The following is a 15,041-nucleotide window of genomic DNA, read 5'->3' as shown; positions in this document are numbered from 1 at the left end:
AGGAGCATAGTGGCGATGCCAGCGGCGCCAGCGGCGTCAGTGCCCGCCCACCAGGGGAGCCAACGCCCGTGCGGCGAGCGACGGCCGCCGGGTGAGGCGCTCCTCCGCATCGGCGACGCTCATGCCCGCGAGCCCGGCGTTCGCCCCCAGCCAGCGCAGGGGTTCGACTTCCCAGCGCGGGGAACGATGCCCCACCCAGGGCAGGCGCGTGAGCGCGGTGTCCTCACCCAGGATCAGGTCGCGCAAGGTGCGGCCCGCGAGATTTGTGGTCGTCACGCCGTCACCGACGTAGCCGCCGGCCCAGCCGATACCGGTGCCTGCGTCCAGCCCCACCGAGGCGTGCCAGTCGCGCGCGATGCCGAGCGCCCCGCCCCAGCGGTGCGTGATCCGCGCCTCGGCGAGCATGGGGAACATCTCCACGAGGCTGGCCTTCAGCTTGGCAAACACCTTTTCGTGAGTGTCGAATGCTGGCTTGGTGGCGGACCCGAAGTGATACGGCGCGCCACGGCCGCCAAAGACCATCCTGCCGTCCGCCGTCCGCTGCCCATAGACAATCAGATGCCGGTAGTCGCTGAACGTCTCGCGCTGAGCCAGACCGATGTCCCGCCACTGGGCGTCGCTCAGTGGCGCCGTCGCGATCATCAACGAGTAGACCGGCGCCACGTCGCGCTTGAACCCCGGCATCCCGGCCGTGTAGCCCTCGGTCGCGCGGATGACATGTGCGGCAGTAACCTCGCCGCCGGGCGTGACCACTCGGTGAGGGCCGATGGTCTTGGCAGGGGTGCCCTCGTACAGATCCACCCCCATGTCGGTGACGGCCGCTGCCAGCGCGCGCACCAGTCGAGCAGGCTGAATGGCAGCGCAGTCTGGCGTGTAGGTGGCGCCCAGCGTCCCCGCGGCATTGAGTCGCGTCCTCGCGGCGGTCTGGTCGAGCAGCGAGACGCGGTCTCCGAGTCCCCACTCGATAGCGTCGCGCGCCTGTGCCTGCGCGCGCCCCCATTGAACCGCTGTGCGCGCAACGACCACCGTGCCGCCCTTGGCGATGTGGGCATCGGCGGCAATATCGCCGGCCGCGGCGATCAGTTCGTCCACGGAGGCGCGCATGGCCGAGTCGAACGCGAGGGCCGAGTGGCGGCCGTGCTCCTTCGCCAGGGTCGCGAGCGAGGTGGGTAACAGGGCCGATGCCCACCCCCCGTTGCGCCCCGAGGCGCCAAAGCCCGCGAATTCTTTCTCCACGATGGCGACGCGCATGTCGGGTCGCGCCCGCTTCAGGTAGTACGCGGTCCACAACCCTGTGTACCCGGCGCCCACGATCGCGACGTCGGTGTTGATGTCCCGCGCGAGGGGCCGCGCGGTTGAAATGGGAGTGTCGAGGCCGTCCAGCCACAGTGAGGGTGGACGGACCGTCACTTCACCCCCCACGAATAGGTCTGCTTGCGCAGCTCGAGGTACATGAAGGTCTCAGTGGTGAGCACCCCCGGAATGGACCGCATGCGGGTGCTGACCAGCGTGTGCAGGTGCGCGTCGGACTCGCACACCACCTCGGCGAGAATGTCGTAAGAGCCCGCGGTAATGACGACGTAGTCGACCTCGCTCATGGCCTCCAGCGCATCGGCGATGGGCTCGGGCGGTCCCGAGACCTTGATTCCCACCATCGCCTGGCGCTCAAACCCCATCTCGACTGGGTTTGTGACGGCGATGATCTGCATCACGCCCGTGTCGATGAGGCGCTGGACGCGCCCGCGCACGGCGGCCTCGGAGAGCCCCGCGACCTTGCTGATGGCGGCGTAGGACAGCCTCCCGTCGCGCTGCAGTTGCTCGATGATGACCTTGTTCACGGGGTCGAGCGGGCTGGTGGGCTTGGCGGGCTCTGTGGAACTCATGTAATGAAGTGTGGTCGCGCGGAGGTCTCCGGTCAACCCGCCAGGCGGTAGTTGGCTACGGTTTCGTTTCAATCTTGTTAATACTTGTGCTGGATTAGTGGTCAAGTGGCTGTTTTTCTGCGCAAATGCTCGCGCGACGAGGATTTTCGTGCCACTATCAAAACAGGAATCCTGTTGACGCAGGATCCGAGCGTTCTTCGAGGGTGAGGCGTGTCTCATGGTTCGTCAACCCCGCAATTGACCACTGGGAGGTCGACGTGTCCGAATTCGCGCCGGAGGAAAGCAGTAAGAAGGGCGTTTCCCGTAGGGGAGTGCTCATCGGGGGGGCTGCGGGGGCGGCCGCTATCGCGGCCTTCGCGTTTCTCGGCGGGCGGGGCGGCGGTGGCTCCACGACCGCCGGCTGCGTGACAACCGACCTTTCCGCCACGGAGCCCACGCTCGCGGTCTCGAACTGGCCCGAGTACATCGACGTCGACGACGGCGACTACTTGTCGACCCTGACTCAGTTCCAGAAGGATTCCGGGCTGCAGGTGACCTACACCCCGGACATCAACGACAACAACGAGTTCTTCGCCAAGGTGCGTAACCAGCTCGGCGCCTGTCAGCCGACCGGGCGCGACACGTTCGTGTTGACGGACTGGATGGCAGCCCGCATGATCGAGGCCGGCTGGATCCAGCAGATCGACAAGGCCAACGTGCCGAACTTCGACAAGAACCTCATCGCGGCCCTGCGGGGGGTGGGGTGGGACCCCAACCGCGACTACTCGGCGCCGTGGCAGTCGGGCTTCACCGGCATCGCCTACAACAAGTCGCTCGTGCCCGAGGTGCGCACGATGGACGAGCTCCTCACGCGCAGCGACCTCAAGGGCAAGGTCACGCTGCTCTCGGAGATGCGCGACACCATGGGCCTCGCGATGCTCTCCGACGGCGCGAACCCCGCGGACTTCTCCGAGGCGGACTGGTCGAAGGCCCTGGACAAGGTGTCGAAGGCGCGGGCCGATGGGCAGGTGAGGGCGTTCACCGGCAACGAGTACATCAACGACCTGGCCGCGGGCAACATCGCGGCGTGCGTGGCGTGGTCGGGCGACGTGGCCGCCTCCGAGGACGAGAATCTGGTCTTTGTCGCCCCCGAGGAGGGGATGATGATCTGGTCCGACAACATGCTCGTACCGGTCCAGGGCCTGCACAAGGCGAACGCGGAGCAGTGGATCAACAACTACTACGACCCGAAGGTGGCCGCCAAGCTCGCCTCCTACGTCTGGTACGTGTGCCCGGTCGAAGGGGCCCAGCAGGAGATGGAGTCGATCGACCCGACGTTGGTCGACAACCCGCTGATCTTCCCCACGGAGGACTTCCTCGCGAAGACCCACGCGTTCATGGCACTGGACGAAGCCGCCGCCTCGGGCTACGAGAAGGACTTCTCGAGTGTCAGCGGTTAGCGAGCCCCGTCGCGACCTACGGCTCGCGGGCCTGCACAAGCGTTACCCCAACGGCTATACGGCCGTGAAGTCGCTCGACCTCGAGATTCCCCAAGGCACGTTCTTCGCGTTGCTGGGCCCCTCCGGCTGCGGCAAGACCACGACGCTGCGGATGGTCGCTGGGCTCGAGGACGTCACCTCGGGCACCATCCACATTGGCGACCAGGACATCACCCACGAGAGGGCGTACCGCCGGCCGGTCAATACGGTGTTCCAGAACTACGCCCTTTTCCCGCATCTCACGATCGCTCAGAACGTCGAGTTCGGCCCCAAGCGCCGCAATGTGAAGGACTCGGCCGCGCAGGTGAGGGGCATCCTCGAACTCACGGAGTTGACCGAGCAGGCGGGGAAGAAGCCCGCGCAACTGTCGGGCGGCCAGCAACAACGGGTGGCGCTCGCGCGCGCGCTGATCAACCGCCCCGAGGTGCTGCTGCTCGACGAACCTTTGGGCGCGCTCGACCTCAAGCTGCGCCGATCGATGCAGCTGGAGCTCAAGCGCATCCAGGAGGAAGTGGGCCTGACCTTCGTGCACGTCACGCACGACCAGGAGGAGGCCATGACCATGGCCGACCAGGTCGCCGTCATGAACCAGGGCGTGATCGAGCAACTGGGCTCGCCCTACGAGCTCTACACCAACCCCAAGACGACCTTTGTCGCCAACTTCCTCGGCCGCTCCAACCTGATCAAGGGCAACGTCGTCGGCCGCGAGGGCTCCGGCGCCGATGCGGTGGTCAAGGTCGACATGCACGGCACCGTGATCTCGATCAAGCAGGCCCGGGTGCACACCGACTCCAAGGAGGGGTGGATTGGCATTCGCCCCGAGAAGCTACTGATCCAGCCAGAGGGCACCCCGTCCGAGGACCCCGGCAACCATTTCTCCAGCGCCGTCGTCTCCAGCGCGAGTTACCTGGGCGTATCCACGGAGTACGTGCTGACGATGCCCTGGGGCCAGGAGCTGATTTGCTTCGAGCAGAACAGGGGGGTTCGCGGGGGACTCGTGTCGGTAGGCACCAAGGTCGACGTGTCCTGGCGTCAGGAGTACGTCTACCTCCTCGACTCCTCGCAGGACGTCGAGGCCGGGCGCGGGGAGGCGTAGCGTGGATGCGCTGCAGCGGGTCTTCGGCAAGAACGCCGCCTACTGGCTGATTTTGCCAGCCGCGCTGTGGCTCGGATTGTTCTTCGTGGTGCCGATGATGTCGTTGGTGTCCACCTCGCTGTCGGACCCCGCGGGCTCCCCGGTCACCGGCTACCAGTTCACCGGGCGGGTGCAGAACTACAGCGAGGTGCTCGCGGACTACTGGCCATACCTGGTGCGCTCGCTGGTCTACGCCGGCATTGCTACGGTCGGCTGCCTCATCTTGGGATACGTCCTCGCTTACGCGATCGCCTTCAAGGCCGGGCGCTGGAAGACCGTCATGCTGGTACTGGTGATTGCACCCTTCTTCACGTCCTTCCTAGTGCGCACGCTGTCCTGGAAGCTCATCCTCGCCGACAACGGTTTTGTGGTGGAGGCGCTGCAATGGCTGCATGTGTTGGGCGAAGACGGCCGGCTCCTGGCCACTCCCTTCGCGGTGATCGCGGGTCTCACCTACAACTTCCTGCCGTTCATGATCCTGCCCCTCTACGCGAGCCTGGAGAAGATTGACCCGCAGCTGCTCGAGGCCTCGAGGGATCTCTACGCGAGCCCGTGGAAGGGGTTCTGGAGCGTGACCTGGAAGTTGTCGATTCCCGGCGTGGTGGGAGGTACCTTGCTGACGTTTATCCCCGCCTCCGGCGACTACATCAACGCCTCCTTGCTCGGCAATCCGAACACCCAGATGGTGGGCAACAAAATTCAAGCCCTCTTCACCACGGTGGGCGACTACCCACAAGCCTCGGCACTCTCGGTGATCCTGATGGTGCTGATCCTGGCGATGGTCCTGGTCTATGTGCGTCGCGCGGGAACGGAGGAACTGCTGTGATCACCCGAACTGGCAACTGGATCGGCAAGCACCTGGTCCTCACCCGAACTGGCAACTGGATCGGCAAGCACCTGGTCCTCACCCTGGGCATCCTGGTGCTGATCTACATGTACATCCCCAACTTCGTGGTGGCGTTGATGTCCTTCAACGACTCGTCAGGGGCCCGGAATCTCTACCAGTTCCAGTCCTTCACCTGGGACAACTGGCTCAATCCCTGCGCGCCCAACGGCATGTGTGAATCGCTTCGCGTGAGCGTAGAGATCGCCCTGGTGGCCACGATCGTGGCGACCATCCTGGGCACCCTCGCCTCGTTCGCGCTGGTTCGCCACCGCTTTGAGGGCCGCTCGACGATGAACTTCTTCATCTTCCTGCCGATGGCGACGCCTGAGATCGTCATGGGTTCGTCACTCCTGGCCCTCTTCGTCGCCGCCGGGATGGGTGGCAAGCTGGGCTTCGCGACCATCCTTATTGCCCACATCCTGTTCTGCCTGTCGTTCGTCATCGTGACCGTGCGCACGCGCCTCGCGGGTCTCGACTCGAATCTCGAGAAGGCCGCGATGGACCTCTACGCCAACCCGTGGCACACCTTCTGGCGCGTCACGTTCCCGCTCATCTTCCCTGGCATTCTGGCTGCCTCGCTGTTGGCCTTCTCGCTGTCCTTCGACGACTTCATCATTACTAACCTGAACGCGGGTCAGACCGTCACGTTCCCCATGTTCGTCTGGGGTGCCGCCCAGCGCGGCGTGCCGATGCAGGTGAACGTCGTCGGTACCGCGATGTTCCTTATTTCGCTCGCAATCGTCGCCATCGGGGAGATCGGCGCGCGTCGCCGTGCGAAGCTGCTCGCTAGCCGCTAGCCGCTAGCCGCTTACGGCTTGCGGCTTGCGGCTTACAGCGGGCAGCAGGCCAGTGAGGCTGTGGTCGCGCGCACCCGACGAGCTCCGTTGGCGAGCGCAACGCCCACAGCCCCCGGCCGCGCGGTGCGCGAACGGGGGCCGTCTCAACGTGGTGCTCAGCGCTATAGGCGGGCGTACGCCTCGGTGAGCACTTCCCTCAGGATGCTGCCGATCTCGTCGAACTCGGCCTGGCCGATGATGAGTGGCGGGGAAAGTTGGATGACGGGGTCGCCGCGGTCGTCTGCGCGGCAGTAGAGCCCGGCCTCGAAGAGTGCGCCCGACAGGTAGCCGTGGAGGATGCGCTCGCATTCCTCGTCGTTGAAGGTCAACCTGGTCGCCTTGTCCTTGACAAGTTCGATGCCATAGAAGTAGCCGTCTCCGCGCACGTCGCCGACGATGGGCAAGTCGCGCAGCGACTCGAGCACCGCGCGGAACGCATCCTTGTTGTCGTTCACGTGCTCAAAGATCTGTTCTTCGGCAAAGATGTCCAGGTTCTTCAGCGCCACGGCAGTAGACACCGGATGCCCCCCGAACGTGTAGCCATGCAGGAACGCTGCCTTCTGCGCAGTGAACGGCTCCATGAGCTTGTCCGCGATGAGCACTGCGCCCAGCGGCGAGTATCCCGAGGTGAGGCCCTTCGCCGTGGTGATCATGTCGGGCTCGTAGTCGAAGCGCTGTGAGCCAAACATGGTGCCGAGGCGACCGTAGGCGCAGATCACCTCGTCCGACACCAGGAGCACGTCGTACTGATCGCAGATCTCGCGCACGCGCTTGAAGTATCCGGGCGGGGGCGGGAAGCAGCCACCGGCGTTTTGCACGGGCTCCAGAAAGACTGCTGCGACGGTGTCGGGACCCTCATTCTCGATCGCGATCGCGATTTGGTCCGCCGCCCATCGCCCAAAGGCCTCGGGGTCGGAGCCGTCGAGGAGCCCGCCGGTGACCTCCGCCGCCCGGTAGATGTTCGTGTTGGGCACGCGGAAGGTCGCCGGCACCAGGGGCTCGAACTGCTGCTTCAGCTCGGGGATGCCGGTGATGGAGAGCGCACCCTGCGTGGTGCCGTGGTAGGCGACGGCGCGCGAAATGACCTTGGTCTTCATGGGCTTACCCGTGAGCTTGAAGTAGTTCTTGGCCAGCTTCCACGCGGTCTCGACCGCCTCGCTGCCGCCCGTGGTGAAGAAGACGCGGTTCAGGGCTCCCGGGGCCTCGGCGGCCAGCCTCGCGGCCAACTCGATCGCGCCAGGGTGGGCGTAGGACCACAGCGGGTGAAAGGCGAGCTGCTTGGCCTGGTCGGCCGCGGCCTGCGCGAGGTCCTCGCGTCCGTGACCCAACTGGTTGACAAACAGTCCGGCCAGTCCGTCGAGGTAGCGCTTGCCCTTCGCGTCCCAGATGTAGGCGCCCTCGCCGCGCACGATGATGGGGACGTCGGTATCGGCGTAGCGGTACTGCTGAGTGAAGTGCATCCACAGGTGGCCCTTGGCGGCAGTCTGCATCTGGTTGTAGTCCATTTCACTAGTATCACCCTGCGATGCGCCATTCGCAACTGATTCTTCGCTAGTATTGCCACTAGACAACTAAATGCGCAGTCAATGCATCGCAAGACTGCGGATTTAGTTAGCACTCAGCGATTGAGGGGAAGGGGCACTCGGGTGGGTTCTACCGTCTTCGAGCGTGGCGCTCCCGGCGCGTCGGTCGTGTCGGCTGCGCTCGACAGCAGCACGCTGGGCTCCTACTGGATCGACTCCGTGACGCGGCCGCGTTACCCCGCCCTGGAGTCCGACGCTCACGCCGATTTGGCGATCGTGGGCGGTGGCTACAGCGGCCTCTGGACCGCTGTCCTGGCGAAGGAGCGCGACCCCGACCGGGACGTGATCGTGCTCGAGGGCGGGCGCATCGGCGGGGCCGCCTCCGGCCGCAACGGCGGTTTCTGCGAGCCTAGCCTGACGCACGGCCGGGCCAACGGGGAGAGCCGCTGGCCCCAAGAGGTAGACGCGTTGGACGCGCTAGGAAACGAGAACCTCGACCAGATCCAGGCAACGGTCGCCCGCTACGGCATGGATGTTGAGTTCGAGCGCACCGGCGGCATCACGGTGGCCGTGGAGGCGCACCAACTCGAGTGGCTCGGCGAGGACGCGCTCGACGCCGCCGCCGTGCGCGCCCTGGTCGACTCCCCCACGTATCTGGGAGGGGAGCTCGACGTAGCGGGCGCGCTGGTCCACCCCTACAAACTCGCGACCGAGTTGGCGCGCGTCGCCACCGACCTGGGCGTGCGCATCTTTGAGCGCACCCCCGTGCTGGAGCTGAAGGGCACCGACCTCGTGACCGCTGCCGGCACGGTGCACGCGCGCCAAGTTGCCCTGGGCACCAACGCCTTCAGGCCACTGCTCAGGCGCAACCGGCTGATGACGGTGCCGGTGTACGACTACGTGCTCGTCACCGAGCCGCTCACCGATGCGCAGATGGCCAGCATCGGGTGGCAGGGTCGCCAGGGCATCGGCGACATGGGAAACCAGTTTCACTACTACCGCCTCACCGCGGATAACCGCATCCTGTTCGGCGGCTACGACGCCATCTATCACGCGGGTGGGCGGATCCGACGCGAGTACGAGGACAGGCGCGAGAGCTTCGAGATGCTCGCGCGCCACTTCCTGATTACCTTTCCTCAACTCACCGGCGTGCGATTCACGCACCGGTGGGCCGGAGCCATCGACACGTGCAGCAGGTTCAGTGCCTTCTTTGGCGCGGCACGCGGAGGCGCGGTGGCGTACGCGCTGGGCTACACCGGCCTGGGCGTGGCCGCGACCCGCTTTGGGGCGAACGTCATGCTCGACCTCCTCGCGGGGCAGCCCACGGAGCGCACTGAGCTGGACATGGTCCGCAGCCGGCCGCTGCCGTTCCCGCCCGAGCCTCTCGCATCGGCCGGAATCAACCTGACCCGGCGCTCGCTGAACAAGGCCGATCACCGCCACGGCAGGCGCGACGTGTTGCTACGCGCCCTGGACGCCGTGGGAATGGGGTTCGACTCATGACTAGGTTTGAAACAGTAAGTGCGTGCCCAGTCGCGGCCCTCGCGGCGCCCAGTGCAAGAGGTGAGGATTAACCATGATGGAGATTCAGCATCACGTGGGCGGAGGTGCGTACGGCGAGGCCGCGCGTTCCGGCGCCGTCTTCAATCCGGCCACCGGCGAGCAGACCGCGACGGTAGCTTTCGCGTCGGCAGCAGAGGTCGACCACGCCGTGGAGGTCGCCGCCGCCGCCCAGGGCGCGTGGCAGCGGATGGGCCTGGTCAAGCGGGCGGGCGTGTTCTTCCGGATGCGCCAGTTGCTGATCGAGCACACCGATGAGATTGCAGCGGCCATCACCGCCGAGCACGGCAAGGTGCTCTCCGACGCGGCGGGCGAGATCTCGCGGGGGATCGAGAACGTCGAGTTCGCCGCCGGGCTGGTCAATCTACTCAAGGGCGAGCACTCCACCGGGGTCGCCTCGGGAGTCGACGTGCACACGCTCAAGCAGCCCATCGGTGTGGTCGCGTGCATCACCCCGTTCAACTTCCCGGCGATGGTGCCGCTGTGGATGAGCGCCTCCGCGCTCGCGACCGGCAACGCGGTGCTGCTCAAGCCCAGCGAGAAGGATCCGAGCACGGCGATGATCCTCGCGCGCCTGTGGGAGGAGGCGGGGGTCCCTCCCGGCGTCTTCAACGTGGTGCACGGGGACAAGGAGGCGGTGGACGCTCTCCTCGATTCCCCCGGAATCGGCGCGGTGAGCTTTGTTGGCTCCACGCCCATCGCGCGTCACATCTACTCCCGCGCCGCCGCCAACGGCAAGCGGGTGCAGGCGCTCGGCGGCGCCAAGAACCACATGATCGTGATGCCAGACGCGGACCTCGACTCCGCAGCGGACGCCGCCGTGAACGCCGCGTACGGTTCCGCCGGCGAGCGCTGCATGGCCATCTCTGTGCTGGTGGCCGTAGGAGAGGCGACGGCCGATGCGGTGGTGGCCAAGATCCGCGACCGCGCGCAGTCTCTGACGATCGGGGCCGGCACCGATCCGGCCTCGCAGATGGGGCCGCTCATCACCCGAGAGCACCGCGACAAGGTGGCGTCCTACTTGGCAGGTGCGCCAACGCAGGGGGCCGAGGTGGTGCTCGACGGCCGGGCCGCCGAGTTCGACTCGGAAGGATTCTTCCTCGGAGTAAGCCTCGTGGACCGCGTGACGCCGCAGATGAGTGTCTACACCGACGAGATTTTTGGCCCGGTGCTCGCGGTGGTCAGGGTCGACGACTACGACCAGGCGGTCGCGCTCATCAATGCCAACTCGTTCGCCAACGGCACGGCGATCTTCACTCGCGACGGCGCCACCGCGCGCCGCTTCTCGGAGGACATCGAGGTGGGAATGGTCGGCATCAACGTGCCGCTGCCCGTCCCCATCGGCGCGTACTCGTTTGGGGGATGGAAGGACTCGCTCTTTGGCGACTCCCACATCTACGGGCCCGAGTCGATCCACTTCTACACGCGGAGCAAGGTGATCACGACGCGCTGGCCAGAGCCCAGCGAATCCCAGATCGACCTCGGCTTCCCGAGCAACCACTAACCAGGCACCTGCGAGGAGCAACATGACTGCCAACGAGACGAACCCCGGCGCTGAGGCACTCGTCCGCGCGGACGACCGCGCACACGTCTTCCACTCGTGGAGCGCGCAGGCGCACATCGACCCGCTGCCCGTCGCGGGCGGCTCCGGCGCGCAGTTCTGGGACTACTCGGGCAACCGCTACCTCGACTTCTCGTCGCAGCTCGTCAACCTCAACCTCGGCCATCAGCATCCGGACCTGGTGGCCGCGATCCAGCAGCAGGCAGGCAAGCTAGCGACCATTCAGCCGTCGATGGCGAACGACGTGCGGGGAGAGCTCGCGCGACTGGTCACCGGGGTGGCAGGGGAGTCCTTCACCAAGGTGTTCTTCACCAACGGCGGAGCCGACGCCAACGAGAACGCGGTGCGCATGGCGCGCCTCGTGACCGGAAAACACAAAGTGCTCGCGGCGTACCGCAGCTATCACGGCAACACCACCACCGCGATGTCGCTCACGGGGGACCCGCGCCGCTGGGCAAACGAGCCCGGCGACCCGTCGGTGGTGCACTTCTTCGGCCCTTACCTGTATCGATCCGCGTTCCACGCCAGTACTGAGGCGGAGGAGGGCGCTCGGGCGCTGGAACACCTCGAGCAGACGATCATCCTGGAGGGAGCTTCCACCATCGGCGCGATCGTGCTGGAGACGATCGTGGGCACCAACGGCGTGCTCATCCCGCCGTCCGGCTACCTCGCCGGCGTCCGCGCGCTGTGCGACAAGTACAACATCGTCTTCATCGCGGACGAGGTGATGGTGGGCTTTGGCCGCGTGGGCGAGTGGTTTGCGTTCCAGTCTCAGGAAGTTTCGCAGGACGGTGCGGTCCCGGACCTGATCACGTTCGCCAAGGGCATCAATTCCGGCTACGTCCCGCTGGGTGGAGTGGTCATCAGTGACCGCATCGCCAGCGCCTTCGACGACCGCGCCTTCCCCGGTGGCCTGACCTACTCGGGTCACCCGCTGGCGTGCGCGGCCGGCGTGGCGACCTTCGAGGTCTTCGAGCGCGACGGAATCCTGGCTCACGTGAGGGACCTGGGCAAGCGGGTGGTGCGGCCGACGCTCGAGGGCTGGCTCGAGACCCACCCGTCCGTGGGTGAGGTCCGCGGCACCGGTTTGTTCTGGGCCGTCGAGCTGGTGCGTGATCGCACAACCCGCGAGCCGCTCGTCCCCTTCAACGCCGCAGGAGCCGATGCTGCGCCCATGGCCGCGTTCGCCGCCGCGGCAAAGAAGGGCGGGGTGTGGCCGTTCATCCACTTCAACAGGATGCACGTGGCGCCGCCGCTGGTGATCACCGAGGACGAGCTACGGCGGGGCCTCGACGTGCTCGACGCGGCTCTCGACGTCGCAGATAGTGCGGCATCGGCGACTACTGACTTAGGCTCGGGATCATGACAGACACAGTGACGTATCAGCAGGTTGTCGGCGGACCGGGACTTCCCCAGGAACGGCGACTAGTGACGGCCATTCCGGGCCCCAAGTCCGCCGAACTCCTCGCGCGCAAGGCCGCAGCGGTCGCGTCGGGCGTCGCCCACACCGTGCCGATTGCGGCCGTGGCCGCCGGTGGCGGCGTCGTTGTCGACGCGGACGGTAATTCGCTCATCGACCTGGGCTCGGGAATCGCGGTGACGGGTGTCGGCAACTCCAACCCGCGCGTCGTCGAGGCTGTGACGCGGCAGGTCGCCGCGTTCACCCACACGTGCTTCATGATCTCGCCGTACGAGGGCTACGTCGCAGTAGCGGAGGCGCTCAACCGACTCACCCCGGGGGATCACGCCAAGAAGTCGGCGCTGTTCAATTCGGGGGCCGAGGCGGTGGAGAACGCCGTCAAGATCGCGCGCAAGTTCACGGGCCGCCAGGCCGTCGTCGCCTTCGATCACGCGTACCACGGCCGCACGAACTTGACGATGGCGCTGACCGCGAAGTCCATGCCGTACAAGAGCGGCTTCGGGCCGTTTGCCGGCGAGGTGTACCGGGCGCCGGTGAGCTATCCGTTCCACGACGGGCTCGGCGGCGCGGAGGCCGCGGCTCGCTCGATCTCCATCATCGAAAAGCAGGTGGGGGCGGGCAACCTCGCCGCGGTCATCATCGAGCCGATCCTCGGCGAGGGCGGCTTCATCGTCCCCGCGGCGGGCTTCCTCAACGCCATCAGCGACTGGTGCACCGCCAACGGCGTGGTCTTCATCGCGGACGAGGTCCAGACCGGCTTCGCCCGCACCGGCGCGATGTTCGCGTCCGATTTGTTCGGCATCGTCCCCGACCTGATCACCACGGCCAAGGGGATTGCGGGCGGGCTGCCCCTCGCCGCAGTCACGGGCCGCGCCGAGATCATGGACGCACCCCACGTCGCTGGCCTGGGAGGCACGTACGGCGGCAACCCCATCGCGTGCGCCGCGGCGCTCGCGTCCATCGAGGCGTACGAGAATGACGGACTGGTGGAGCGCGCCAGGCAAATTGGCGCGACGCTGTTCGGTCGTCTCACGGAGATGCAGGCGGCCGATGCTCGCATCGGCGACGTCCGCGGATCCGGCGCCATGGTGGCGGTGGAGTTGGTGAAGCCGGGCACGACGGAGCCCGACGCGGCCCTGGCCGGTGCCGTGGCGAAGGCGGCCATCGCGCAGGGCGTGGTGGTGCTGACGTGCGGCACCTACGGCAACGTGATCCGCTTCCTGCCGCCGCTGTCGATCGGCGACGAGTTGCTCGGCGAGGGCCTCGACGTAGTCGCCGCGGCATTGGAGGAAATCGCATGATCACCGAAGCCGACCTGTTGGCGTCGGTCCCGAATCAGCTATTCATCGGCGGGCAGTGGGTTGATGGCGTGGCAGGAGAGACCCTCGACGTGAGCGACCCCGCCACAGGTGAAGTGCTCCGCACCATCGCCTCGGCGAGGGCCGATGATGGACTCCGCGCGCTGGCCGCCGCCGCATCGGCCGCCGACGAGTGGGCCGCGACGGCCCCCCGCGTGCGCGCCGAGCTGTTGCGCTCGGCCTTCGAGCTGGTGCGCGAACGCGCGGACGAGTTCGCGTTGCTCATGACGCTCGAGATGGGCAAGCCGCTCGCGGAGGCGCGCGGCGAGGTGGCGTACGGCAACGAGTTCCTGCGCTGGTTCTCCGAGGAGGCGGTGCGCGTCACCGGCCGCTACGGGCTCAACCCGGAAGGCACCGGCCACATGGTGGTGTCGCAACGACCCGTGGGGCCCTGCTTCCTCATCACCCCGTGGAACTTCCCGCTCGCGATGGCGACGCGCAAGATCGCCCCCGCGCTCGCGGCCGGCTGCACCGTGGTGGTCAAGCCGGCGGAGTTGACGCCGCTGACGACGCTCTACTTTGCGAAGGTGCTCCAGGAGGTGGGCGTGCCGGACGGCGTGGTCAATGTCATCACGACCCATCACTCGCGCGAGGTCTCCGCCCCCATCATCGAGGACCCGCGGCTGCGCAAGTTGAGCTTCACCGGCTCCACCGAGGTGGGCCGCACGCTCATCGCGCAGGCGTCCGAGCGCGTCCTGCGGGTGTCGATGGAGTTGGGGGGCAACGCGCCATTCGTGGTCTTCGAGGACGCGGACCTGGACGCGGCCGTCGAGGGCGCCATCGCCGCGAAGTTCCGCAACATCGGCCAGGCGTGCACGGCTGCCAACCGGTTCATCGTGCATGAGTCCGTCGCGGACGAATTCGCCGCGCGGGTCACCGAGCGAGTGGCCGCCATGACGGTGGGCAGGGGCACCGAGGATGGCGTGAACATCGGGCCGCTCATCGACGAGCGCGCCGTCGAAACGTCCGCGAGTCTCGTGGCGGACGCGGTCGCCAGGGGTGCGAGCATCCTGACCGGCGGCGAGTCCCTCGACGGCCCGGGCACGTTCTACGCGCCCACAGTGGTGACGAACGTGCAGCCAGGCAGCGAGATTCTCACCCAGGAGATCTTTGGGCCGGTGCTCGCGATCGCGACCTTCACCGACGAGGCTCACGCGGTCGCGCTCGCGAACGACACCGAGTATGGCCTCGTTTCTTACGTCTATACCAGGGACCTCGCCCGGGGACACCGCATGATCGATCTCATGGAGACCGGCATGATGGGGCTCAACGTCGGCGTGGTCTCGAACGCCGCGGCGCCCTTCGGCGGCGTCAAGCTGTCGGGGCTCGGCCGCGAGGGCGGCCTCGAGGGCATTCACGAGTATCTGTCCACCAAGTACACGCTGATCCCCACCAGCTAGC

At 66.7% G+C, this 15,041-nt stretch carries 12 protein-coding genes; 9 read left to right on the top strand and 3 right to left on the bottom strand.

Annotated features, from left to right (window positions below; translation table 11 throughout):
* Nucleotides 1–36: 36 nt before the first annotated feature.
* Both ACQU6B_RS10030 and ACQU6B_RS10025 read right to left on the bottom strand, forming a co-directional pair.
* Nucleotides 37–1,410, bottom strand: a complete 1,374-nt coding sequence (locus ACQU6B_RS10030; RefSeq protein ID WP_430867410.1) for an NAD(P)/FAD-dependent oxidoreductase — start codon at nt 1,408–1,410, stop codon at nt 37–39.
* Nucleotides 1,407–1,883, bottom strand: a complete 477-nt coding sequence (locus ACQU6B_RS10025) for an Lrp/AsnC family transcriptional regulator (RefSeq protein WP_430867409.1) — start codon at nt 1,881–1,883, stop codon at nt 1,407–1,409. Before ACQU6B_RS10025 ends, ACQU6B_RS10030 begins: the two co-directional genes overlap by 4 nt.
* Before the next feature lie 257 nt (nt 1,884–2,140).
* Here ACQU6B_RS10025 and ACQU6B_RS10020 point away from each other — a divergent pair, with 257 nt between their 5' ends.
* Genes ACQU6B_RS10020 through ACQU6B_RS10005 form a run of 4 tightly spaced genes read left to right on the top strand, consistent with a single transcriptional unit; the run spans nt 2,141 to nt 6,179 of the window.
* Nucleotides 2,141–3,322: a polyamine ABC transporter substrate-binding protein gene (locus ACQU6B_RS10020; protein WP_430867408.1), complete on the top strand. Its 1,182-nt coding sequence runs from the start codon at nt 2,141–2,143 to the stop codon at nt 3,320–3,322.
* Nucleotides 3,309–4,457 carry an ABC transporter ATP-binding protein gene (locus tag ACQU6B_RS10015; protein ID WP_430867407.1) on the top strand — a complete coding sequence of 383 codons (1,149 nt, stop codon included), beginning with the start codon at nt 3,309–3,311 and terminating at the stop codon, nt 4,455–4,457. Before ACQU6B_RS10020 ends, ACQU6B_RS10015 begins: the two co-directional genes overlap by 14 nt.
* 1 nt (nt 4,458) lies before the next feature.
* A complete protein-coding gene (locus tag ACQU6B_RS10010) occupies nt 4,459–5,322 on the top strand; it encodes an ABC transporter permease (RefSeq protein WP_430867406.1) in 864 nt (287 codons plus the stop codon).
* Nucleotides 5,319–6,179 (top strand): ABC transporter permease, encoded by an 861-nt coding sequence (locus ACQU6B_RS10005; RefSeq protein ID WP_430867405.1) that lies wholly within the window; start codon nt 5,319–5,321, stop codon nt 6,177–6,179. Before ACQU6B_RS10010 ends, ACQU6B_RS10005 begins: the two co-directional genes overlap by 4 nt.
* A 161-nt stretch (nt 6,180–6,340) precedes the next feature.
* On the opposite strand, the gene ACQU6B_RS10000 is transcribed toward ACQU6B_RS10005, so the two are convergent.
* Nucleotides 6,341–7,723, bottom strand: coding sequence for an aspartate aminotransferase family protein (locus ACQU6B_RS10000; RefSeq protein ID WP_430867404.1), 1,383 nt, complete (start codon nt 7,721–7,723; stop codon nt 6,341–6,343).
* A gap of 141 nt (nt 7,724–7,864) precedes the next feature.
* Between ACQU6B_RS10000 and ACQU6B_RS09995 the strand changes: the two genes are divergently transcribed.
* The 5 genes from ACQU6B_RS09995 (at nt 7,865) to ACQU6B_RS09975 (ending at nt 15,040) form a co-directional block, all read left to right on the top strand.
* A complete protein-coding gene (locus ACQU6B_RS09995; RefSeq protein ID WP_430867403.1) occupies nt 7,865–9,244 on the top strand; it encodes an NAD(P)/FAD-dependent oxidoreductase in 1,380 nt (459 codons plus the stop codon).
* A gap of 73 nt (nt 9,245–9,317) precedes the next feature.
* Nucleotides 9,318–10,805 (top strand): CoA-acylating methylmalonate-semialdehyde dehydrogenase, encoded by a 1,488-nt coding sequence (locus ACQU6B_RS09990; protein ID WP_430867402.1) that lies wholly within the window; start codon nt 9,318–9,320, stop codon nt 10,803–10,805.
* Between the two features lie 22 nt (nt 10,806–10,827).
* Nucleotides 10,828–12,228 carry an aspartate aminotransferase family protein gene (locus tag ACQU6B_RS09985; RefSeq protein WP_430867401.1) on the top strand — a complete coding sequence of 467 codons (1,401 nt, stop codon included), beginning with the start codon at nt 10,828–10,830 and terminating at the stop codon, nt 12,226–12,228.
* On the top strand, nt 12,225–13,583 hold the full coding sequence (gene gabT, locus ACQU6B_RS09980) for a 4-aminobutyrate--2-oxoglutarate transaminase (protein ID WP_430867400.1): 1,359 nt from the start codon (nt 12,225–12,227) through the stop codon (nt 13,581–13,583). Before ACQU6B_RS09985 ends, gabT begins: the two co-directional genes overlap by 4 nt.
* Nucleotides 13,580–15,040 (top strand): NAD-dependent succinate-semialdehyde dehydrogenase, encoded by a 1,461-nt coding sequence (locus tag ACQU6B_RS09975; protein WP_430867399.1) that lies wholly within the window; start codon nt 13,580–13,582, stop codon nt 15,038–15,040. The genes gabT and ACQU6B_RS09975 overlap by 4 nt, the downstream gene beginning before the upstream one ends.
* Nucleotide 15,041 lies beyond the last annotated feature (1 nt).

The sequence above is a fragment of the Demequina aurantiaca genome (assembly GCF_050598105.1).
In the GTDB taxonomy this organism is placed as follows: domain Bacteria; phylum Actinomycetota; class Actinomycetes; order Actinomycetales; family Demequinaceae; genus Demequina; species Demequina aurantiaca_A.
Note: the sequence above shows the minus strand (reverse complement) of the source record. Positions and strands in the feature narration are given on the sequence as shown.

Coding starts and splice junctions, on each gene's coding strand:
- ACQU6B_RS10025 (WP_430867409.1), bottom strand. CDS start 1,883: ATGAGTTCCACAGAGCCCGCCAAGCCCACCAGCCCGCTCGACCCCGTG.
- ACQU6B_RS10000 (WP_430867404.1), bottom strand. CDS start 7,723: ATGGACTACAACCAGATGCAGACTGCCGCCAAGGGCCACCTGTGGATG.
- ACQU6B_RS09990 (WP_430867402.1), top strand. CDS start 9,318: ATGATGGAGATTCAGCATCACGTGGGCGGAGGTGCGTACGGCGAGGCC.
- ACQU6B_RS09985 (WP_430867401.1), top strand. CDS start 10,828: ATGACTGCCAACGAGACGAACCCCGGCGCTGAGGCACTCGTCCGCGCG.
- gabT (WP_430867400.1), top strand. CDS start 12,225: ATGACAGACACAGTGACGTATCAGCAGGTTGTCGGCGGACCGGGACTT.
- ACQU6B_RS09975 (WP_430867399.1), top strand. CDS start 13,580: ATGATCACCGAAGCCGACCTGTTGGCGTCGGTCCCGAATCAGCTATTC.